Consider the following 19483-nt stretch of genomic DNA (forward strand, 5'->3'; position numbering starts at 1 on the left):
CATGTGCGAACTGCTCGGCATGAGCGCCAATGTGCCCACCGACATCGTCTTCAGCTTCACCGGGCTGATGCAGCGCGGCGGCCGCACCGGCCCCCATCGCGATGGCTGGGGCATAGGATTCTACGAGGGACGCGGCCTGCGCCTGTTCCAGGACCCGCGGGCCAGCAGCGAGTCGGAGGTGGCGCAGCTGGTGCAGCGCTACCCGATCAAGAGCGAGGTGGTGATCGGCCACATCCGCCAGGCCAATGTCGGCCGCGTCTGCCTGGCCAACACCCACCCGTTCGTGCGCGAGATGTGGGGGCGCAACTGGTGCTTCGCCCATAACGGCCAGCTGCAAGACTTCCATCCTGCACCGGGCTTCTACCGGCCGGTGGGCGACACCGACAGCGAGGCGGCCTTCTGCGACCTGCTCAACCGCCTGCGCCTGGCGTTCCCCGAGCCGCCACCCTTCGAGCAGCTGCTGCCGGGCCTGGTCGAGGCCTGCGCAGCCTATCGCCGACAGGGGGTATTCAATTGCCTGCTCAGTGATGGCGACTGGCTGTTCAGCTTCTGTTCGAGCAAGCTGGCCCACATCACCCGGCGGGCGCCCTTCGGACCGGCGCAGTTGAAGGACGCCGATCTGCGGGTGGATTTTCAGGCCGAAACCACGCCCAACGATGTGGTGACGGTGCTGGCCACCGAGCCGCTCACCGACAACGAGAATTGGGGCCGCTACCAGCCGGGCGAGTGGCGCCTGTGGCGGGCCGGCGAATGTCGGGCACAGGGCGTGGCCTGAGGCCGGAAGGATGGCAAGGAGGTTGGGGACATGCTGAGAAGTTATCTGCGTTTGGCGCTGTTCGCCCTGGGCCTGCTGGTCGGGGTGCAGGTGCCGGGCTTCATCGACGACTACGGCAAGCGCGTGGAGGCCCATCGCCTGGAGTCCGAGCAGGGCCTGAAGGGGTTCCGCGAAACCGCTCGGCGTTTCTTCAAGGACGACCTCCAGGCCCTGGTCGCGCATTATCGGGTGAGCGATGACCCGGTGATGCGCAGCGACGCCCGCAGCGTGGGCGATCTGGTCGAGCGCGCGCGCTTTCTCGAGCGGGAGCAGCGGGCGATGCACGGGGCCTGGTATGCGCAGGTCTGGCACCTGGCCACGGCGGCGGACGGCGAGTTGCTGGAGGAGACCTACCAGGCCTATCGCTATCAGGTGCTGCTGGCGCCGCAGGCCATTGCCTGGGGCATCGCCTGTGCCTTGTTGCTGGCCTGGCTGATCGAGGGCGGGCTGCTGATGCTCGCCTGGATGTTCGGCGCCGGCCAGGACAGCCGAGCGCGGCAGCGCCACTGGCGCTGAGCCGTTTGGCTCAGTAGTTGAGCACCAGTTCCGGCCCGAGGTAGGCGTTGGCCTGACGGATGTCGTCGTCGCCCAGCAGGCCCACGGCGGCGGCCAGTTGCAGACGTGAGATCAGGTAGCGCAGCTTGGCTTCCAGCAGGTCGCGCCGGGCGAGGAATACTTGTTCCTCGGCGTTGAGGATGTCGACGTTGGTGGCCGAGCCGGCGAGAAACCCCTTCTTCGCCGAGTCCTGAGCCCGCTCGCTGGAGGCCACGGCCTGCTGCAGCGCACTGATGCGCGCCGGGCCGCTCTGCACGCCGCGGAACTCGCGGGTGGTGGCCGAGAACACTTCCTCGCGGGTGGCGTTGAGGTCCTCGCCGGCCTGCTCGCGGCTGGCCGTGGCCTGGCGCACCCGGGCGCTGACCGCGCCGCCGGAGAACAGCGGCATGTTGAATTCCAGGCCGACCGAGGCGTAGCGGTTCTTCTGGTCGATGGTGGTGATGGAGTCGCTCTCGCTGTTGGTGTAGCCGAGGACGAAATCGAGGGTCGGCCAGTGGCCGCTGCTGGCACGGTTGACTTCCTCTTCCGCGACCCGGCGATTGTAGTGGCGCGCCCGTAGCGCCGGGTTGTTCGCCTGGGCCTTGCTCAGCCAGGCCTGCAGGTTGTTGGGGTGCAGGCCGGGGGTGGGGAAGTCGCCGCGCAGGGTGGCGACCTGCCGCGGCATCTCGCCGAGCATCTCCTGCAGCAGGCGCAGGGCGATCGCCAGGTTGTCCCGTGCCTCGATCTGCTCGGCCAGGGCGAGGTCGCGCCGGGCGGTGGCCTGGTCGACGTCGGTGATGGTGCCGTCGCCCAGGTCGAAGCGCCGCTTGGCGGCCGCCACCTGTTGCTCGAAGGCCTTGAGCTTGGCGTCGGCCAGGTCGATGGTTTCCCGGGTCAGCAGCACATCGAAATAGCGGCTGGCCAGACGTACCGCGACGTTCTGGGTCTTGGCATCGAACACCGCCTCGCTGTACTCGGCACGTTGCTTGCCCTGGCGGTACTCGGCCATCTTCTGGCGGTTGAACAGCGGCTGGCGCAGCTGTACCGCCAGGTTCTGCGAGTCGTAGTCCAGGTCGTTGTCCGCCGAGCTGCCGAGTTCCTGGGTGCCGTTGACCTTGCTTCTGCTGGCGCTGGCATTGATCTGTGGCAGCAGGCCGGCCCGGCCCAGGGCCCGGTTCTCGGCGCCGGCGTCGCGCTCATGGGCGGCGGAACGATATACCGGCCCCTGCAGGCGCAGGGTATTCCACGCCTCCTGCAGGTCCAGGGCCGCCGCGGGCAGGCTGGCCATCCCGGCCAGGCAAACGAGAGCTAAACGGATCGCCATATCACTGCTCCTTGAAGGCACTGTCGATCCGGTCAAGCATAGGCTTCATCAGGTAACTCATCAGGTTGCGTTCGCCGGTTTTTATCGTCACGGTGGCCGGCATGCCCGGGCGGATGCGATTGCTGCCGAGCTTGTCCATACCCTCCGGGGTCACCTCGACCTGCGCCAGGTAGTAGGGCTGCTTGTTGGCCTCATCGACCAGGCGGTCGGCCGAGACGGTCAGCACCCGCCCGGGAATGTTGGGCGTCTGGGCGTGGTTGAAGGCCGGGAAGGCGATATCCACCGGCAGCCCCGGGGCCATCTTGTCGATGGCCTGGACCGGCACCCTGGCGTCCACCTGCAGCGGCTCGTTGGCCGGCACCACGTCCATGATGGTCGAGCCCGGCTGAATCACCCCGCCGATGGTCGAGACGTTGAGCCCAAGCACCACGCCGTCTATCGGCGAGCGGATCACCGTGTTGGTGACCTCATGGTCCAGTGAGCGCAGACGGTCGGCCAGGGCCGAGGCCTCCTTCTGCGCGTCGGTCAGCTGCGACTGCACCTCCTTCTGGAAATTTTGCTCGAGTTGCAGGATGCGCAGCTTGAGTTCGGCGATCTGGTTGCGCACGCCGCCGACCTCGGCGATGTTCTGCGCCAGCTCTGCGTTCAGTTGCGCCGCGTTGCGCTCGAGCTCCAGCATGCGGTTGCGGGCGACATAGCCCTCGGCGGCCAGGCTGCGCACGCCGTCGAGTTCCTGGCGCAGGAACTTGATCTGCGCGTAGCGCGAGCCCTGCACCTGGCGCAGGCCCTTGAGCTGCTCCTCGGCGCCGCGAATGTTCTCCTGGAGGATGCCGGCCTCGCCGGTCAGGGCCGCTCGTCGGGTGATGAACAGACGCCGCTGCAGGGTGATCGAGGCGTCCAGGCGCGGGTCGCCGGCGAAGCGTTCGAGCAGCGCCGGATCGAAGGTCACCTCGGGCATGCCGTCGCGCTCGGCTTGCAGGCGGTTTTCGACGGATTTCATCACGATGTACTGGCCGCTGACCACGCCCTGTTCGGCGATGGCGCGGGTGGCGTCGAGCTCGACCAGGATCTGGCCGCGTTCGACCATCTGCCCTTCGCGTACCGCGATGGTCTTGATCCAGCCGCCGTCCAGGTGCTGGATGGTCTTGCGGTTGTCGGTGACGTTGACCGTGGCGTTGGCCACTACGCCGGCATCCAGGGGGGCGAGGATGGCCCACAGCACGAAGCCTCCGAAGCCGGCGAGCACCAGCCCCAGCCCCCAGCGCCCGGGGCGCCGGTCATCGACGTCGACGGCCTCCTGGTTGTCAGGGATGAGGCTCTTGCGTTCGAACTCTAGATTCGACATGACGCATCACTCCTTGGTCTTGACCGAGGCCAGGGTCGCGCCGCCCATGGTGGTGGGCATGACGCTGGCCTGGCGCAGGGCGTTGAAGACTTCGTCGCGGCTGCCGAACATGTGCACCGTGCCTTCGCGCAGTACCAGGACCTTGTCCACTATGTTCAGCACCGTCGGCCGATGCGAGATCAGCACCAGGGACTTGCCGCGGCTCTTGAGGTCGGCGAGGGCCTTGACCAGGGCGGCCTCGCCGATGTCGTCGAGGCTGGCGTTCGGCTCGTCGAGGACGATCAGCGAGGGGTCTCCGTAGAGCGCGCGGGCCAGGCCGATGCGTTGTTTCTGGCCGCCGGACAACGAGCCGCCGTCGGCGCTCAGGGGGCTGTCGTAGCCCTGCGGCAGGCGCAGGATCATGTCATGCACCCCGGCCTGCTGGGCGGCGAGGATGACCGCCTCGCCGTCGACCTCGCCGAAGCGCGCGATGTTCTCGGCGATGGTGCCTTCGAACAGCTCGACGTCCTGGGGCAGATAGCCGAGCCAGGGGCCCAGCTCGTCCTTGTTCCACTGGAAGATGTCGGCACCGTCCAGGCGCACCTTGCCGGCGTGGGCCGGCCAGACGCCGACCAGCAGGCGCGCCAGGGTCGATTTGCCCGAGGCCGAGGGGCCGATGATGCCCAGGGCTTCGCCGGGGGCGAGGTTGAAGCTGATGTTGCGCAGAATGGTCAGCGGGGTGCCGGGGGCGTTGGCGAATGCCCCTTCCACATTGACCTGACCGGCCGGCTTGGGCAGCGGCATGGAGGGCTTGCGTGCCGGGAAGTCGCTCAGCAAGGTGGACAGGCGGCCCCAGGCCGCGCGGCTGGTGAGCAGCTGCTTCCAGGTGGAAATCGCCAGTTCGACCGGGGCCAGGGCGCGCCCGGCGAGGATCGAGCAGGCGATCATCATGCCCGGGGTAATCTTGCCCTCGATCGCCAGCAGGGCACCGGTGCCGAGAATCAGCGACTGCAGGGTGACGCGCAGGAAGCGCGTGGTGCCGTTGATGTAGGCGGCCCGGTCGGAGGCCAGGGTCTGCTTCTCGAGAATCTGCTGATGGTTGCCGAACCAGCGTTCGCGGATGGCCGGCAACATGCCCATGGCCTCGATCACCTCGGCATTGCGCAGGTTGTTGTTGGCGAAGGTGCCGGAGGCCACCGAGGCCTGGTTGGCTTCGGCCAGCGGCTTGCGGGTGCTGACTTCGGTCAGGTAGGCCAGGGCGACCAGCAGCAGCGAGCCGATCAGGGTGATCAGGCCCAGCAGCGGGTGGACCAGATAGATGACGAACAGGTAGATCGGCGTCCAGGGCGAATCGAAGAAGGCGAACAGGCCGTTGCCGGTGAGAAACTGGCGGACCTGGGCCATGTCCTGCAGCGCCTGGGCCGGGTTGCCGCCGGCGCGGTTCAGGTTGCGTTCGAAGGCTGCGGTGAACACGCGCTTGTTGAGCATCATGTCCAGACGGTTGCCGACGCGGATCAGCACGGTCGAGCGAACCATCTCCAGCAGCCCCATCAGCACATAGAGGCCGACCACCAGGAGGGTCAGCATCAGCAGGGTGGTGACGTTGCTGCTGACCAGCGCCCGGTCATAGACCTGCAGCATGTACACCGCCGGCGTCAGCATCAGCAGGTTGATCACGCCGCTGAAGGCCGCCAGGGCGAGAAAGGTCCGGCGTAGACGGAACAACACTTCCGCCAGTTCGGAGCGGGGAGACTTCAAGGTGTCCATGGAATTCCTCCAGTACTGCTGCTCGCTGATCGCTCAGCCGTGGCTGATGCCCGTTTAGCGTCCGTCCTTGGAGGTGAAATTCCTGTGCAAAAAAATCCTCGCCACAAGCAAAAGGGGGCCTTGTCATCTAGGTATAGGTGCAGTGCCGCGTTTCACGCAAGGCACGTTTTTGGTACAGCGGTGCCGCTTGACGCTTGAATAATTCTCTTTTGTAGCAGTGACTTATGATTTTTAAGGGCTTTTTGTCGGTGGGTAGCCGGGTTCTTGACAGGTGCAGATCGTGAGACTTAAGTCTTACTCAGGCGTGAAGCCTGACGAGCCGAACGGCGCAGGAGAGGGCGCGGTGACAGCCGTGGCGATCCGCCGGGAAGTGAGGGAAAAGCAGGGTCTGCGCTAGGGCATGTGCAGCAGCAAGACGCCGCGTCTACCGAAAGGCAGACGCGGCGTCTTTTTCTGTGGGCCTGCGCCTAGCGGCGGGGCGCTATTTCGACAGGAACCGCATGCCGTCTTCCAGGCCCTGCAGGGTCAGCGGGTACATCTGCTCCTCGACCAGTTCGCGGATGAGGTTGGTCGAGGCGGTGTAGCCCCAGGTGTCCTTGGGATAGGGGTTGATCCAGATGAGCTTCTTGTACTTCTCCATGAAGCGTTTGATCCAGACGTAGCCCGGCTCCTCGTTCCAGTGCTCGACGCTGCCGCCGGCCTGGGTGATCTCGTAGGGCGCCATGGCCGCGTCGCCGACGAACACCACCTTGTAGTCCGGGCCGTACTTGTGCAGCAGGTCGTGGGTGGCGAAGCGCTCGGAGGTGCGGCGCAGGTTGTTCTTCCACACCGACTCGTACACGCAGTTGTGGAAGTAGTAGTACTCCAGGTGCTTGAACTCGGTCTTGCAGGCGGAGAACAGCTCCTCGCAGACCTTGACGTGGGCGTCCATGGAGCCGCCGATGTCGAACAGGATCAGCAACTTGACCGCGTTGCGCCGCTCCGGACGCATCTGGATGTTGAGCAGGCCGCCGTCCTTGGCGGTGTGGTCGATGGTGCCGTCCAGGTCCAGTTCGTCCTGGGCGCCCTGGCGGGCGAACTTGCGCAGGCGGCGCAGGGCGATCTTGATGTTGCGCGTGCCCAGTTCGACCTGGTCGTCGAGGTTCTTGTACTCGCGCTGGTCCCACACCTTGACTGCGCGGCCCTGACGCTTGCCGGCGTCGCCGACGCGGATGCCCTCGGGGTTGTAGCCGCCGGAGCCGAAGGGGCTGGTGCCGCCGGTGCCGATCCAGCGGTTGCCGCCGGCGTGGCGTTCCTTCTGCTCCTCCAGGCGCTTCTTGAACTCCTCGATCAGCTTGTCCAGGCCGCCGAGGGACTCGATCCTGGCGCGTTCCTCGTCGGTCAGCGAGCGCTCGAACTCCTTGCGCAGCCACTCGTCGGGGATCAGCGCCTCGATGTGCCGGTCGAGGTTCTCCAGCCCCTTGAAGTAGGCGCCGAAGGCCCGGTCGAACTTGTCGAAGTGGCGTTCGTCCTTGACCAGGATGGCGCGGGCGAGGAAGTAGAACTCGTCCATGTCGGCGAACGCCAGGTTGTGCTGCAATGCATTGATCAGGTCGAGCAGCTCGCGCACCGACACCGGCACCTTGGCCGCGCGCATTTCATTGAACAGGTTGAGCAGCATGGCTGCGCCCTCGTTTATTCGTCTGGTCCAGAGCGGTGCTCCTGGGGGAGCCCGTCGGCTATGGCGTACCAGTCGGCCTTGGACTCCACGTAGATGTGTTTCTGCGGTATCTCACCCAGCGGCGAGTCCAGCGTGCCCAGGGCTACCGATACCCAGTCGGGGTAGGGGTGATCGGCGAACCACTGCAGGTTGGAGCCGCACTGCCGGCAGAAGGTCCGGGTCACCCCGGGGGACGAGTGGAACTCGGCCACCGCGTCCAGCCCCGCGACAAAGTGGAAATGCACGCGACGCACATTGCCGTAGCTGGCGAACGCCGCCCCGTGGCCCTTGCGGCATTGGCCGCAGTGGCAATGGGTGGCGGACTCGATGGGCGCGTCGATCGCGTATTTCACCGTGCCGCACAGGCAGCTGCCGTTATGCATGGTCGGATACCTCGCTGGAAGGCTTCAGCGACTGGCGCGGCGGCTCATGAAGGCCAGGCGCTCGAGCAACTGCACATCCTGTTCGTTCTTCACCAGGGCCCCGGCCAGCGGCGGGATGGCCTTGGTCGGGTCGCGCTCGCGCAGTACCGCCTCGCCGATGTTGTCGGCCATCAGCAGCTTGAGCCAGTCCACCAGTTCGCTGGTCGAGGGCTTCTTCTTCAGGCCCGGCACCTTGCGCACGTCGAAGAACACGTCCAGCGCCTCGGCTACCAGGTCGCGCTTGATGCCGGGGTAGTGCACGTCGACGATCTTCTGCAGGGTGTCGCGGTCGGGGAAGGCGATGTAGTGGAAGAAGCAGCGGCGCAGGAAGGCGTCCGGCAGCTCCTTCTCGTTGTTCGAGGTGATGATGATGATCGGCCGCTGCTTGGCCTTGATGGTCTCGTCGGTCTCGTAGACGTAGAACTCCATCTTGTCGAGTTCCTGCAGCAGGTCGTTGGGGAACTCGATGTCGGCCTTGTCGATCTCGTCGATCAGCAGGATCACCCGTTCCTCGGACTCGAAGGCCTCCCACAGCTTGCCCTTCTTGATGTAGTTGCGCACATCGTGGACCTTGTCCGAGTCCAGCTGCGAGTCGCGCAGTCGGCTCACCGCGTCGTACTCGTACAGGCCCTGGTGGGCCTTGGTGGTGGACTTGATGTGCCAGGTGATCAGGCGGGCAGAGAAGGCCTCGGCCAGTTGCTCGGCGAGCATGGTCTTGCCGGTACCCGGTTCGCCCTTGACCAGCAGCGGGCGCTGCAGGGTGATGGCGGCGTTGACCGCGAGCTTGAGGTCGTCGGTGGCGACGTAGGACTGGGTGCCTTCGAACTTCATCGGAAAATCCTCGAACGGTAACGGCCGGGGCAGTACCCGCCGGTTCAGTATTGAGGCTCGACTATAACGCGGGGCCCCGTCGACTGTGAACGCAGACCCGTCATTCAGTCACTGAATGGCGGGTCATGCCGGCGCTGTTCCGGCCGTCCCCGCCCCGCCCCTGTTTCGCCGGGCAACGCAGTGCCGGGCTGGACGCCCGGCCGAACGGGTCTTAGGCTGGCAATCTTTTTCGGCAGAACTCGCACAAGGACCTCGCCATGAGCCGCATCTTCGCTGACAACGCGCAAACCATCGGCAATACCCCGCTGGTGATGATCAACCGCCTGGGGCCGGCCGGGGTGACCCTCCTGGCCAAGATCGAGGGACGCAACCCGGCCTATTCGGTGAAGTGCCGGATCGGTGCCAGCATGGTCTGGGATGCCGAGGAACGCGGCGTGCTCAAGCCGGGCATGACCCTGGTCGAGCCCACCTCCGGCAACACCGGCATCGGCCTGGCGTTCGTCGCCGCCGCCCGTGGCTACAAGCTGTTGCTGACCATGCCGGCCTCGATGAGTCTGGAGCGGCGCAAGGTGCTCAAGGCCCTGGGCGCCGAGTTGGTGCTGACCGAGCCGGCCAAGGGCATGAAGGGGGCCATCGACAAGGCGGCGGAGATCGCCGCTTCCGACCCCGCCACCTACTATATGCCGCAGCAGTTCGATAACCCGGCCAATCCGGCGATTCACGAGAAGACCACCGGTCCGGAGATCTGGAAGGACACCGAAGGCGGCATCGACGTGCTGGTCTCGGGCGTCGGCACCGGCGGCACCATCACCGGGGTGTCGCGCTACATCAAGCGGACCTGCGGCAAGCCGATACTCTCGGTGGCGGTGGAACCGGTCGGTTCACCGGTGATCAGTCAGACTCTCGCCGGTGCCGAGGTCAAGCCCAGCCCGCACAAGATCCAGGGCATCGGTGCCGGCTTCGTGCCGAAGAACCTCGACCTGGAGCTGGTCGACCGGGTCGAGCAGGTGAGCGACGAGGAGGCCAAGGCCATGGCCCTGCGCCTGATGCGCGAGGAAGGGATTCTCTGCGGCATTTCCTGCGGCGCGGCCATGGCGGTGGCCGTGCGTCTGGCCGAGCAGCCGGAGATGCAGGGCAAGACCCTGGTGGTGATACTGCCGGACTCCGGCGAGCGTTACCTGTCGAGCATGCTGTTCAGCGATCTGTTCAGCGAGCAGGAGCTGGTGCAGTAAATCCGGCAAGGACCCCGGTCAGCATGCGAGAGGACATGATGCAGCCCAGGTGCGAGCGGTCGCACCTGGGCTGAGGGTCACCCGGCGTCGTTGGCCTACTCGAGCAGGGTGTCGCTGGAGAGGCCATTCTTCTCGAGAATACGGCGCAGGCGCTTGAGCGCCTCGGCCTGGATCTGCCTGACCCGTTCGCGGGTCAGTCCGATGGATCGGCCCATTTCCTCCAGGGTGCAGCCTTCCTCGCCTTGCAAGCCGAAGCGGCGGATCACCACTTCGCTCTGCCGCTCGGTGAGCTCCGCCAGCCATTCCCGAATGCTATGTGCCAGTTCGCTGTCCTGCAGCAGCTCGCAGGGGTCGTTCGGCTGTTCGTCGGTGATGGAGTCCATCAGGCTTCTGTCGGAGTCCTGGCCGTAGGTGTGATCCAGGGAGGTCACCCGCACATTCAGGTCGCGCAGGCGTTCCACCTCGCTCACGTCCTTCTCCAGCAGCGAGGCGATTTCCTCGCTCGACGGGTCGTGGTCGAGCTTGCGCGTCAACTCCCGGGCCGCGGTCAGGTAGCCGTTGAGTTTCTTCACCACGTGGATGGGCAGGCGGATGGTGCGGGTCTGATTCATCAGCGCCCGTTCGATGGTTTCGCGAATCCACCAGGTGCCATAGGTCGAGAAACGGTAGCCCAGCTCCGGATCGAACTTGTCCACGGCGCGGATCAGGCCGAGGTTGCCTTCCTCGACCAGGTCCAGCAGCGACAGGCCACGGTTGAGGTAGCCGCGGGCGATCTTCACCACCAGACGCAGGTTGCTCTCGATCATGCGCTTGCGGGCCAGGGCGTCTCCCTGGATGGTCAGGCGCGCGAAGTGCAGTTCCTCCTCCCTGGACAGCAGCGGTGAAAAACCGATTTCGTTCAGGTACAGACGCGTGGCATCCAGTGCCTGAGAGTAATCGGTGGACTTATGCTGCTTCGCCACGTTGGCCGGGGTTGATGCCTCGGGCTTGCCCTTCGCCTCGGGAGGCGGGGTAACGGACTGGGCCACCTTCAGAACCTGTCGGATAGCTGTCTCAACTTTGTCGTCAATATTTTGGCTTTTGTTTTGAGCAAGGTTGGAGCGGAATGCGTAAGTCATAGTCACTGCTCGGAAAGTCCTATGAGGCCTACAGGATCAGGCGCTTCTCTGTGAAGTCAAAGAGGCAGAGGTCTAGCGCAATTGCGCCACTATGGTCTTAAGCGTGAGGTGGACTTTGGTCCGATTTCGGCCAGCCCGGCATTCTAAATAGGTCTTAAAAAAGCCCTTGATTTTCTGTGGCAAGGCCTTGCCTTTACTACACTGAACAGACTTTAGAGTGGCCTGATCGAGGCGCTCGCGTCGTTTAGGCGCCAGAGGGAGGGGAGGGACCGGGCATGAGTGACAGCATCAGGATAGGCATAGTCGACGATCACCCGCTGCTGAGGCAGGGGGTCGCCGCAGCGCTCAAGCGCATAGCCGACTTCGAGGTGGTCGAGCAGGGCGGCTCGGCCGAAGAGGCGGAGTGCATCGCGGCGGAGTATCGGCCGGATGTGATGCTGATGGACGTGCATATGCCGGGCGACAGTTTCTCGGCGGTGCGGGCCATCGTCTTGGCCAACCCCGCGATCAAGGTGCTGATGCTGACCGTGTCGGAGTCCGAGGACGATGCCTATGCCGCGTTGGAGGCCGGGGCCAAGGGCTATGTGCTCAAGGGCGTGAGCGGCCCGGAGCTGGCGCAGGCGATCAGGAACGTGGCACTGGGGCAGACCTTCATCACGCCGGGTTTTGCCGGCAAGTTGATCAGCAACTTGCAGAAGCACAACGAGGACGAGAAGACGGTGGACGAGCTCACTCACCGTGAGGAGCAGATTATCCGGGAGGTGGCCAACGGGCTGACCAACCGGGAGGTTGCCGACAAGCTGTCCCTGAGCGAGAAGACCGTCAAGCACTACATGACCAGCATCATGCAGAAGCTCCAGGTGCGTAACCGGGTGGAAGCGGTTACCGCGGTCATGGAGTATTGGCGCAATCGCCACTCCGCGCATATCAGGCAGCAGCTTTCGGGGCAGCGGGGCTCGGGGACGTCGAGTTTCGGAACCGACTGACCCGCCTTCACAGCTTGAACTTGGCGCTCACCGTAGTGCCTTCGTCTGGGCCGGACTCGATGTGAAACTGCCCGCCCAGTGACTCCACCCGGTAGCGCATGCCCGCCAGTCCCAGGCGGGCTCTTTGTCGATGATTGGCGGCTACCAGGTGTTCGGTGTCGAAGCCATCGCCGTCGTCGCACACCCGTATTTCCAGAAGCCCTTGGTCATAGACTGCGCTGACCGCCTGTCCCTTGCCATCGGCATGGTGGTAGGCATTGTTCAGCGCCTCCTGAATGAAGCGATAGATGCAGGTCTTGTGTGCCAGGGGCACGTTATCCGGCAGGTTCTCGCACTTGAGCTTCACCCGGGTATCGGTGCGCAGCTCATGGCGTTGTACCACCAGCTCCAGCTCTTGCCGCAGGGGCATACCGTTGATCTCCGGCAAGGCCAGGCCGCGCGAGATGTCGCGGATCTCTCCCAGGGCGTCCTTGGCGGCGTGGCGCAGGGACTCGAGCGCGTCGATCTCGAACTCGCCGCCGTTCTGTTTGTAGCGCTCCTGCAGCACGGCAAGCTCGTCGAGGCGAACCAGGATCAGGGTCAGCAGTTGCGCCGGGCCGTCGTGCAGGTCGGCGCCGAGGCGGCGCAGGATGAGCTCGTTGACGCGGGAGAAGGACTGGTTGGCGCTGGTGATCTTGCGTTGCAGGTTGATGTTCTGCGAGCTCAGCCGCGCCTGCTCCTGCATCTGCCGGCTGAGGGCCAGCTGCTGTTTCAGGATGATGCGCTCGCCACGGCGAACGATGGCGAACAACAGCAGCAACATCGACAGGGTCCCCGTGCCGACGATGATCCACACCTCCTCACGGATGCAATCGATCTCGTTCTGCAGCATCTCGGCTCTTTCGTAGAACTCGCCGACGGCGAGGATGCGATCCGTGCCGAATTCGCGCAGGGGCGCGTAGATTTCATACAGCGGGATGCCCAGGCTGGCCTCGTAGGCGTTCTCCTCGGCCGTCAGCTCGCCCCACTCGGTGACGATCTGGCCTTGCAGGGCCAGGGTCAGGTCGTCGGCCGGAAACGACTTGCCGACAATGTCCTTGTTGGTGCTATAGATGATGGTGCCATCGGGACTCCAGATCTTCGCCGAGACCACATGGGCGTTGAGGCTGGCGCTGGTCATCAGGCGATCGATGGCCTCGGCGGTCTTGACCGACAGGCGCTGGCCAGTGCTGAGCTCCTGGACATAGGGCTCGAGGAAGGTGGCCATGTACAGCGCGCCGGCGTTTGCCGCGGACTGCACGGCCGAGCGCTCGATGGTCTTGCTGACCAGGTTGCCGACGAAGGTCATGGTCAGGCCCAGAATGACCGCGGCGGCGATCACGAACTGGGTCGAGCGGCTCAACCGACACAGTGGCTGGAGCGCCTTGCGCCACCAGGTCGGCCGTGGCCGCGACGACGATGGCGTGGCTGCTGCAGACGCTCCACCAGGCGGACTGTGCGGGCCCTCGGCAGGCGAGTCGATCTTGGCCTCTGTGTTCATCCGTGCTCCTGGGGCTTGCGCTGGTCTGGGCGACACATGCGCGTAGCGGATGGCTCACGCCGGGATGATCGAGACGGGTCGTGGTCGAATTCGCCGCCAGCGGGGCAGAGGGGCGAGAGGCCCGCTCGACTGCCCTCCGGCGCTCGATTTCCCGCGTAACTCACAAGTCTAGTTCAGTTGCACAAGAAGGCAGGTCGAGCGGCGCCGACCGACCGCGCCGGACGGCAGGTGCGGCATCCGGCGTCAGCACTCGGGACGAGCTGTCCCGGCCTAGGTGTGATCTCTCAGTAGGTTGTTCATCCGGGGCATTCCCGGAATTCTGGAAGTGCGACCAACCAAGCCTTCCAGGAGCCCCGGATGAACCTGCATAAACATGCCCGTCTTACCCCTCGCGGTCGAGCCCTTTTGGTTCAGCGCATTCAGCGCGGCCTGCGGGTCGAGGAAGCGGCCCAGGCCGCCGGTGTGAGCGTGCGAACCGCCTACAAATGGCTGCAGCGCTTTCGCGAGGAAGGCGAGGCCGGCTTGAAGGATCGCTCGTCACGTCCGCAGCACTGTCCCCATGCAACGCCCGATGCGCTAGTGGAGCGAGTGATCGAGCAGCGTCGTGCCCGTCATACCTATCAGCAGATAGCGATCCAATTGGGCTTGGCTGTCAGCACTGTGGCTCGCCGTCTGCAACGGCTCGGCTTGAATCGGCTGGCCGAACTGGAACCGGCGCCACCTGTGGTGCGCTACCAATACCCGACGCCTGGTGATCTGCTGCACCTGGATATCAAGAAGCTGGGACGCTTCAGAAAGCCAGGCCACCGGGTCACCGGTGACCGCCAGCAAAACTCCAGCGGTGCGGGCTGGGAGTTCGTCCATGTGGCCATCGACGATGCCAGTCGTATCGCTTTCAGTAGTTTGCATCCTGATGAGCGTGGCCGCAGTGCGTGTCAGGCTTTAATTCAAGCGCTGCGTTACTACCGTAGCCTGGGCATTCACTTCACCCGCATCATGACCGACAACGGCAGCTGTTATGGCTCACGCAAGTTCCGGCGCCTGGTCAGACGATTGGGGCTGCGCCACCTGCGCACCAAACCTTATACGCCACGCACCAACGGCAAGGCCGAGCGCTTCATCCAGACCAGCCTGCGCGAGTGGGCCTATGCCCGTAGCTACGAAAGTTCAGCACAGCGAGCACAGCACCTGATGCCCTGGCTGCATCACTACAATTGGCACCGCCCACATGCCAGCCTCGGGTACAACCCGCCCATCAGCCGCGCGCCACTTCCACTGAACAACGTACTGGGTTTACACACCTAGGTCGCGGCCTTTGGCTGCACGACCGGAGTGGTGGGGCGTACCACCAGCCACAGCGCCACGGCGATCAGGGCGCCGCCGTACAGGTAGGCCGAGGATAGCGGCTCGTCCAGCAGCAGCGCGCCCCACAGCACGCCGAAGGGCGGGATCAGGAAGGTGGTGGTCGAGGCCTTGACCGGGCCGATGTCGTTCAGCAGGCGGAAATACAGCACGTAGGCGAAGGCGGTGCAGAGCAGGCCCAGGCCGGCCAGCGACAACCAGACCTCGGCTCCGCCCCAGCTGGCGGGCGGCTGCAGCAGCAGCGAGCCGCCGAACCAGGGCAGGAGGAACAGGCTGGCGCCGCACAGGCTGCTGAACGCGGTCAGGCGGTTGTCCAGGCCGCCCTGTTCGGCGATCCAGCGCCGCGCGAGGAAGCCGGCGAAGCCGTAGCAGGCGGTGGCGATCAGGCAGGCGGCGGCGCCCAGCAGCAATTCCAGGTCGAACTGCACCGGCCCGGTGCGGGTCAGCACGGCCACGCCGAACAGCCCGATTGCCACGCCGGCGGCCTTGCTCGCGGTCAGCGCCTCGGCGAAGAACAGCGCACCGATCAACACCCCCATCATCGGTGTGGTGGCATTGAGGATCGCCGAGTAGCCGGCCGGCAGCACCTGGGCCGCCAGGCAGTACATGGCCGACGGCAGGCCGGCGTTGATCACCCCGAGGACCAGGCACTGCCTGAGCTTGCCGCGAAAGTCCCAGCGCACGCGCATCAGCAGCAGTATCGCGAGCAGGCCGATGGCGCCGAGGCTGGCGCGGAAGAAGGCGGTGGGCATGCTGCCGAGCACCGGGGCGATGATCCGCATGAACAGGAAGCTGGCGCCCCAGATGGCGGCGAGCAGCAGCAGGCGTAGCAGGTCGGCGGGTCTCATCGGTGCGGCTCCGGGGAGGAAACCGTAGAGCTTACGCCGCCCGGGCGGCGGCGCAATCCACAACTGGCTTTCAAATCTCCGGCACAGTTTCAGAAGCTCTTGCTGACGCTGGCCACCAGGGTGGCGCCGCACAGGTCGTCGTAGCCGTACCAGCTGGTGCATTCGCTGCGCGACAGGTCGGTGTCGACGTAGCTCAGTCCCCAGGTCACCCCGGCCAGCTCGCGGCTCAGCTTGACCTGCCACTCGCGGTAGGCCTCGCGGCTGGCGCCGCTGTGCGACCAGAACGCCGGGTCCTTGATGTCGTTGCGTCCGTAGCGCAGCTCCAAGTCGATCTCGGCGGGCAGCCGGGTGCGGTAGCCGAGGTAGCTGTACAGGGTGTCCTGGTCCTTGCCGAAGAAGTTCGGCGCATCGTTCGAGTAGTAGAGGCCGAGCAGCACGCCGTAGGCGTCGAGCAGGGCGTAGAGCTCGCTCTGGTTGAACTGGCCTTCCTGCGGATAGCTGTACTTGATGTAGCCGAGGTCGAGGCTGATGGCGTCGGTGGCCTGCCAGTAGTAGCCGGCGTAATAGTCCAGTTCCTGGCGGGTCTTGAAGTCGAAGCCGTAGTCGACGTTGGAGGTCCAGACGCCGAGGTACGGGCCGCTGGCATGGGCCAGTGTGGCGCCGGCCTGCAGCGCCGGGTCGCCGAGGGTCTGGGAGATGCCGCGGTTGCGGTAGTCGCTGGTGGCGGCCAGGTCGATCAGCACGGCGAATTCATCGTCGAGCGGCAGCGCCTGCGAGTAGAGCGGGGCGAGACTGATGCTGGCGAGGCAGGCAAAGGCGAGGCGGTTCATCGGGGTTCCTCAGTGTTGTAATTGTTGTGGGCTGAGTGCGGGCGACATTCGCCCAGGCGCCGCCCGCCCCGGGCGACGCGGGCAGGGCGAGCGGGGAGCGCTGCTCAGGAGGCGGGCGCGTAGACCTGCCGGCCGGCGAAGAAGGTGCGCAGCACCTGGGTGTCGAACAACTCCTGATCGCTGACCTCGAACACGTCGCGGTCGAGGACGATCAGGTCGGCCTGCTTGCCGGGCGCCAGGGAGCCGATCTGCCGGTCCAGGCGCAGGGCCTTGGCGGCGTTCAGCGTGTAGGCGCGGAACATGGTCTGGCGGTCGATGCTTTCTGCGGCGTTGAGTACCCCGAGCGGCCCCTGGCGAGTGCTCGCCTGGGCGATGGCGTGCCAGGGGTTGGGGCTGGACACCGGCCAGTCGCTGGCCCCGGCGAGGGTCGCCCCGGCCCGATGCAGCGAGCGTGCCGGGTACTGATGGCGGTAGGCGAAGGCGCTGACGTAGGGCTTGACCAGCTCCTCGGTATAGCTCTCCGCGGTGGCCCAGAGCAGCTGCATGGAGGCGATCACCCCGAGCTGCTTGAAGCGCGGAAATTCCCTGGGGTTGACCAGCTGCAGGTGGGTGATGCTGTGCGGCACCGGCTCGGGGGCCAGCCGGCGGGCCTGTTCGATGCCGTTCAGCGCTTCGCGCACCGCGCGGTCGCCCACCGCATGGGTGTGGACTATCCAGCCACGCCGCTCGGCCGCCGCCACCAGTTCGCCGAAGCCGACCGGGTCGATCAGCAGTTGGCCCTGCTTGAGGCTGTTGCTGTAGGGATCGATCAGCGCCGCGGTCTGCCCGGGGAATTCGAGCACGCCGTCGGCGAACACCTTGATGCCGGGGAAGCTCAGGTTGGGCACGCCCCGGAACTTCTGCATGACCTCGTCCAGCACCGCGAGGTCGGCCGGCTGGCTCTGCGGGTGGGCGAGCAGCAGCGCCGCGACGTGGGCGCTCAGCTCGCCGTTCTCGGCCAACCTCCGGTACAGCGGCAGCACGCCCAGGTCGTCTGCTGTGGGGCGCATCTCGAACAGCGACTGGTCGCCGCCGCCGTTGGCCGCGGCGTCCATCCAGGCGGTGACGCCGACCCGGTTGTTGATCCGCACCGCCTCGCGCGCGGCCTTCAGCAGCAGCTCCTTGGAGGGCTCCGGGAGCCGGCTGCGCACCCGGTCCCAGCCGGTCTCGGCGAGGAAGCCGGTAGGCCTCAGGTCGGCGTCGTGCTCGATGTAGCCGGCCTCCTTGACGTCCAGGCTGGCGACCAGCCGGGCGTCGATGCCCAGGCGCGCGAGCATCGCCCGGTTGGCCCAGCCGGTGTGGCCGTCGATGCCGTCGAGCACCAGCGGCTGGCTGGCCCAGCGGCCGCGGTTGAAACGCTCGGCCAGCGCGCGACTCTGCTGCCAGTAGGCCGAGCTGACCCCGGAGATCAGCAGGATGTCGTCCATCCGTGCGCGACCGGCGCGCTCCTCCTCGACTATCCACTGCTCCAGCTCGGCGAGCGGCTTGACCTCGTCCTGGAGATTGGCACGCAGGCTGGCCAGGGCGCCCATCACCGGGTGGCTGTGGCTATCGATCAGCCCGGGCATCAGCACCTTGCCGGCCAAGTCGAGGCGCCGTGTGTTGGCGTCGGCCAGGGCGAGGATCTCGGCATCGGCGCCGACCGCGAGGATCTTGCCGCCTTCCACCGCGACCGCCTGGGCCAGCGGCTGGCCGGGCTCGGCGGTGAAGACCTTGGCATTGAACAGCACCAGATCGGCGGCGGCCTGCGATTCCAGCGAGGAAAAAGCCAGCGCGGCGGCGATCAGTCCGGGTGCGAAGCGTTTCATGGGTGCCCCTTGTTTTTATTGGTTTGTGGGCGAGACTAGCCAAGCATGCGGTTCGGCAGAACGCCGCTTTCGTGCAAAACATTTTTGCCTAAGAGGAAAAGCCATGGACAAGCTCGGTGCCCTGCGCATGTTCGTTGCCACCGCCGAACACGGCAGCTTCAGCCGCGCAGCCGAGCAGCTCGGCAAGACCCCTTCGGCGTTGACCAAGGCGGTCAGCCACCTGGAGACCGAGCTGGGCGCCCGGCTGTTCGAGCGCAGCACTCGACGCACCGCGCTGACCGAGGCCGGCCGGCTCTATCTGGAGACCGCCCGCCTGGTGCTGCAGCGCCTGCACGACGCCGGGGAGGAGATCGGCCAGTTGCAGCACGGCCTGCACGGCAGCTTGCGGGTGACCGCGCCGCTGGCCTTCGGCCGGGCTTTTCTCGACGGGGCCTGCGCGACCTTTCTCCTGGCCCACCCCCATATCAGGCTGCGGGTGGACCTGTCCGATGCTTTCATCGAACTGGCCGAGAGCGGTTATGACCTGGCATTGCGCGAGGGCCGCAGCGATCAGCCGGGGCTGATCGCCAAATCCTTGGCGCACAACCGCATCGTCCTGTGTGCCAGTCCGGCCTACCTGGCCGCCCACCCTGCGCCGGTGTGCCCGGAGAATTTCGCTCGCCACCAGTGGCTGATCTATCGCCATCCGGCCCTGGATTCGAACCACTGGTGGTTATCGCTGGACGGCCGGCGCCTGCGCCTGCCGCAACCGCAGCCGCGCCTGGAGAGCGACAACTACGACCTGCTGCTGGCCAATACCCTGGGCGGCGCCGGGTTACACGCCTGTCCGACCTGGAGCGTGCAGCCCTACCTGGAGAGCGGCCAGCTGTGCCAGTTGATGAGCGAGTACGAGTTCGACCCGGACGCCTTCGGTCACTCGATACTCGCCGTCTACCCCAGCCACCGCCGGGCGACCCGCAAGGTCCAGGCGTTTATCGAGCACTTGGCCGGCTGCCTCGTCGCCCGCGGGCTCGCATGAGGCTTTCC

17 protein-coding genes are annotated in these 19483 nt (G+C 65.8%); 6 read left to right on the top strand and 11 right to left on the bottom strand.

Features of this window, described 5'->3' with window-relative positions:
- Position 1 precedes the first annotated feature (1 nt).
- On the top strand, positions 2-775 hold the full coding sequence (locus ACSX1C_RS02485) for a class II glutamine amidotransferase (protein WP_318642257.1): 774 nt from the start codon (positions 2-4) through the stop codon (positions 773-775).
- Between the two features lie 30 nt (positions 776-805).
- Entirely contained in the window at positions 806-1330 is a 525-nt protein-coding gene (locus ACSX1C_RS02490) for a DUF2937 family protein (protein WP_439888090.1), read from the top strand.
- A 10-nt stretch (positions 1331-1340) separates the two neighbouring features.
- On the opposite strand, the gene ACSX1C_RS02495 is transcribed toward ACSX1C_RS02490, so the two are convergent.
- The 6 genes from ACSX1C_RS02495 to ACSX1C_RS02520 all read right to left on the bottom strand — a co-directional run bounded on the left by ACSX1C_RS02495 (position 1341) and on the right by ACSX1C_RS02520 (position 8715).
- Complete coding sequence (locus tag ACSX1C_RS02495) at positions 1341-2672, bottom strand: TolC family outer membrane protein (protein WP_439888091.1); 1332 nt, start codon at positions 2670-2672, stop codon at positions 1341-1343.
- A gap of 1 nt (position 2673) precedes the next feature.
- Complete coding sequence (locus ACSX1C_RS02500; RefSeq protein WP_439888092.1) at positions 2674-4017, bottom strand: HlyD family type I secretion periplasmic adaptor subunit; 1344 nt, start codon at positions 4015-4017, stop codon at positions 2674-2676.
- 6 nt (positions 4018-4023) lie between these two features.
- Positions 4024-5763 (bottom strand): type I secretion system permease/ATPase, encoded by a 1740-nt coding sequence (locus ACSX1C_RS02505; RefSeq protein ID WP_439888093.1) that lies wholly within the window; start codon positions 5761-5763, stop codon positions 4024-4026.
- A gap of 481 nt (positions 5764-6244) precedes the next feature.
- A complete protein-coding gene (locus tag ACSX1C_RS02510) occupies positions 6245-7423 on the bottom strand; it encodes a vWA domain-containing protein (protein ID WP_439888094.1) in 1179 nt (392 codons plus the stop codon).
- Between the two features lie 14 nt (positions 7424-7437).
- The gene (locus ACSX1C_RS02515; protein ID WP_439888095.1) at positions 7438-7845 is read right to left on the bottom strand and encodes a GFA family protein; all 408 of its coding nucleotides are present in this window, start codon (positions 7843-7845) and stop codon (positions 7438-7440) included.
- Positions 7846-7869: 24 nt separating this feature from the next.
- Positions 7870-8715 (bottom strand): AAA family ATPase, encoded by an 846-nt coding sequence (locus tag ACSX1C_RS02520; protein WP_318642242.1) that lies wholly within the window; start codon positions 8713-8715, stop codon positions 7870-7872.
- Between the two features lie 257 nt (positions 8716-8972).
- Between ACSX1C_RS02520 and cysK the strand changes: the two genes are divergently transcribed.
- Positions 8973-9947 (top strand): cysteine synthase A, encoded by a 975-nt coding sequence (cysK, locus tag ACSX1C_RS02525; RefSeq protein ID WP_439888096.1) that lies wholly within the window; start codon positions 8973-8975, stop codon positions 9945-9947.
- A 95-nt stretch (positions 9948-10042) separates the two neighbouring features.
- Here the strand turns inward: cysK and rpoS are convergent, their stop codons facing one another.
- Complete coding sequence (rpoS, locus tag ACSX1C_RS02530) at positions 10043-10981, bottom strand: RNA polymerase sigma factor RpoS (protein WP_439889357.1); 939 nt, start codon at positions 10979-10981, stop codon at positions 10043-10045.
- 359 nt (positions 10982-11340) lie between these two features.
- Between rpoS and ACSX1C_RS02535 the strand changes: the two genes are divergently transcribed.
- Positions 11341-12051, top strand: a complete 711-nt coding sequence (locus ACSX1C_RS02535; protein WP_439888097.1) for a response regulator — start codon at positions 11341-11343, stop codon at positions 12049-12051.
- Between the two features lie 7 nt (positions 12052-12058).
- On the opposite strand, the gene ACSX1C_RS02540 is transcribed toward ACSX1C_RS02535, so the two are convergent.
- Entirely contained in the window at positions 12059-13570 is a 1512-nt protein-coding gene (locus ACSX1C_RS02540) for a sensor histidine kinase (protein WP_439888098.1), read from the bottom strand.
- A gap of 357 nt (positions 13571-13927) precedes the next feature.
- Between ACSX1C_RS02540 and ACSX1C_RS02545 the strand changes: the two genes are divergently transcribed.
- Positions 13928-14875, top strand: coding sequence for an IS481 family transposase (locus tag ACSX1C_RS02545; RefSeq protein ID WP_439888099.1), 948 nt, complete (start codon positions 13928-13930; stop codon positions 14873-14875).
- Here ACSX1C_RS02545 and ACSX1C_RS02550 read toward each other — a convergent pair.
- From ACSX1C_RS02550 to ACSX1C_RS02560, 3 genes are all read right to left on the bottom strand, one after another.
- The gene (locus ACSX1C_RS02550) at positions 14872-15780 is read right to left on the bottom strand and encodes a DMT family transporter (protein ID WP_439888100.1); all 909 of its coding nucleotides are present in this window, start codon (positions 15778-15780) and stop codon (positions 14872-14874) included. The genes ACSX1C_RS02545 and ACSX1C_RS02550 overlap by 4 nt on opposite strands.
- Before the next feature lie 89 nt (positions 15781-15869).
- A complete protein-coding gene (locus tag ACSX1C_RS02555) occupies positions 15870-16610 on the bottom strand; it encodes a TorF family putative porin (protein ID WP_439888101.1) in 741 nt (246 codons plus the stop codon).
- Between the two features lie 104 nt (positions 16611-16714).
- Positions 16715-18457, bottom strand: a complete 1743-nt coding sequence (locus ACSX1C_RS02560; protein ID WP_439888102.1) for an amidohydrolase — start codon at positions 18455-18457, stop codon at positions 16715-16717.
- Positions 18458-18560: 103 nt separating this feature from the next.
- Between ACSX1C_RS02560 and ACSX1C_RS02565 the strand changes: the two genes are divergently transcribed.
- Positions 18561-19475 (top strand): LysR family transcriptional regulator, encoded by a 915-nt coding sequence (locus tag ACSX1C_RS02565; protein ID WP_439888103.1) that lies wholly within the window; start codon positions 18561-18563, stop codon positions 19473-19475.
- Positions 19476-19483: the final 8 nt, after the last annotated feature.

The sequence above is a fragment of the Pseudomonas sp. MBLB4123 genome (genome assembly GCF_051904775.1).
Lineage (GTDB): Bacteria > Pseudomonadota > Gammaproteobacteria > Pseudomonadales > Pseudomonadaceae > Aquipseudomonas > Aquipseudomonas benzenivorans_B.

Bases quoted from the DNA above. Each gene is read 5' to 3' on its own strand.
- cysK (WP_439888096.1), top strand. From the start codon at position 8,973: ATGAGCCGCATCTTCGCTGACAACGCGCAAACCATCGGCAATACCCCG.
- ACSX1C_RS02500 (WP_439888092.1), bottom strand. From the start codon at position 4,017: ATGTCGAATCTAGAGTTCGAACGCAAGAGCCTCATCCCTGACAACCAG.
- ACSX1C_RS02555 (WP_439888101.1), bottom strand. From the start codon at position 16,610: ATGAACCGCCTCGCCTTTGCCTGCCTCGCCAGCATCAGTCTCGCCCCG.
- ACSX1C_RS02515 (WP_439888095.1), bottom strand. From the start codon at position 7,845: ATGCATAACGGCAGCTGCCTGTGCGGCACGGTGAAATACGCGATCGAC.
- ACSX1C_RS02545 (WP_439888099.1), top strand. From the start codon at position 13,928: ATGAACCTGCATAAACATGCCCGTCTTACCCCTCGCGGTCGAGCCCTT.
- ACSX1C_RS02565 (WP_439888103.1), top strand. From the start codon at position 18,561: ATGGACAAGCTCGGTGCCCTGCGCATGTTCGTTGCCACCGCCGAACAC.
- ACSX1C_RS02510 (WP_439888094.1), bottom strand. From the start codon at position 7,423: ATGCTGCTCAACCTGTTCAATGAAATGCGCGCGGCCAAGGTGCCGGTG.
- ACSX1C_RS02540 (WP_439888098.1), bottom strand. From the start codon at position 13,570: ATGAACACAGAGGCCAAGATCGACTCGCCTGCCGAGGGCCCGCACAGT.
- ACSX1C_RS02505 (WP_439888093.1), bottom strand. From the start codon at position 5,763: ATGGACACCTTGAAGTCTCCCCGCTCCGAACTGGCGGAAGTGTTGTTC.
- ACSX1C_RS02490 (WP_439888090.1), top strand. From the start codon at position 806: ATGCTGAGAAGTTATCTGCGTTTGGCGCTGTTCGCCCTGGGCCTGCTG.
- ACSX1C_RS02560 (WP_439888102.1), bottom strand. From the start codon at position 18,457: ATGAAACGCTTCGCACCCGGACTGATCGCCGCCGCGCTGGCTTTTTCC.
- ACSX1C_RS02550 (WP_439888100.1), bottom strand. From the start codon at position 15,780: ATGAGACCCGCCGACCTGCTACGCCTGCTGCTGCTCGCCGCCATCTGG.
- ACSX1C_RS02485 (WP_318642257.1), top strand. From the start codon at position 2: ATGTGCGAACTGCTCGGCATGAGCGCCAATGTGCCCACCGACATCGTC.
- ACSX1C_RS02520 (WP_318642242.1), bottom strand. From the start codon at position 8,715: ATGAAGTTCGAAGGCACCCAGTCCTACGTCGCCACCGACGACCTCAAG.
- ACSX1C_RS02495 (WP_439888091.1), bottom strand. From the start codon at position 2,672: ATGGCGATCCGTTTAGCTCTCGTTTGCCTGGCCGGGATGGCCAGCCTG.
- ACSX1C_RS02535 (WP_439888097.1), top strand. From the start codon at position 11,341: ATGAGTGACAGCATCAGGATAGGCATAGTCGACGATCACCCGCTGCTG.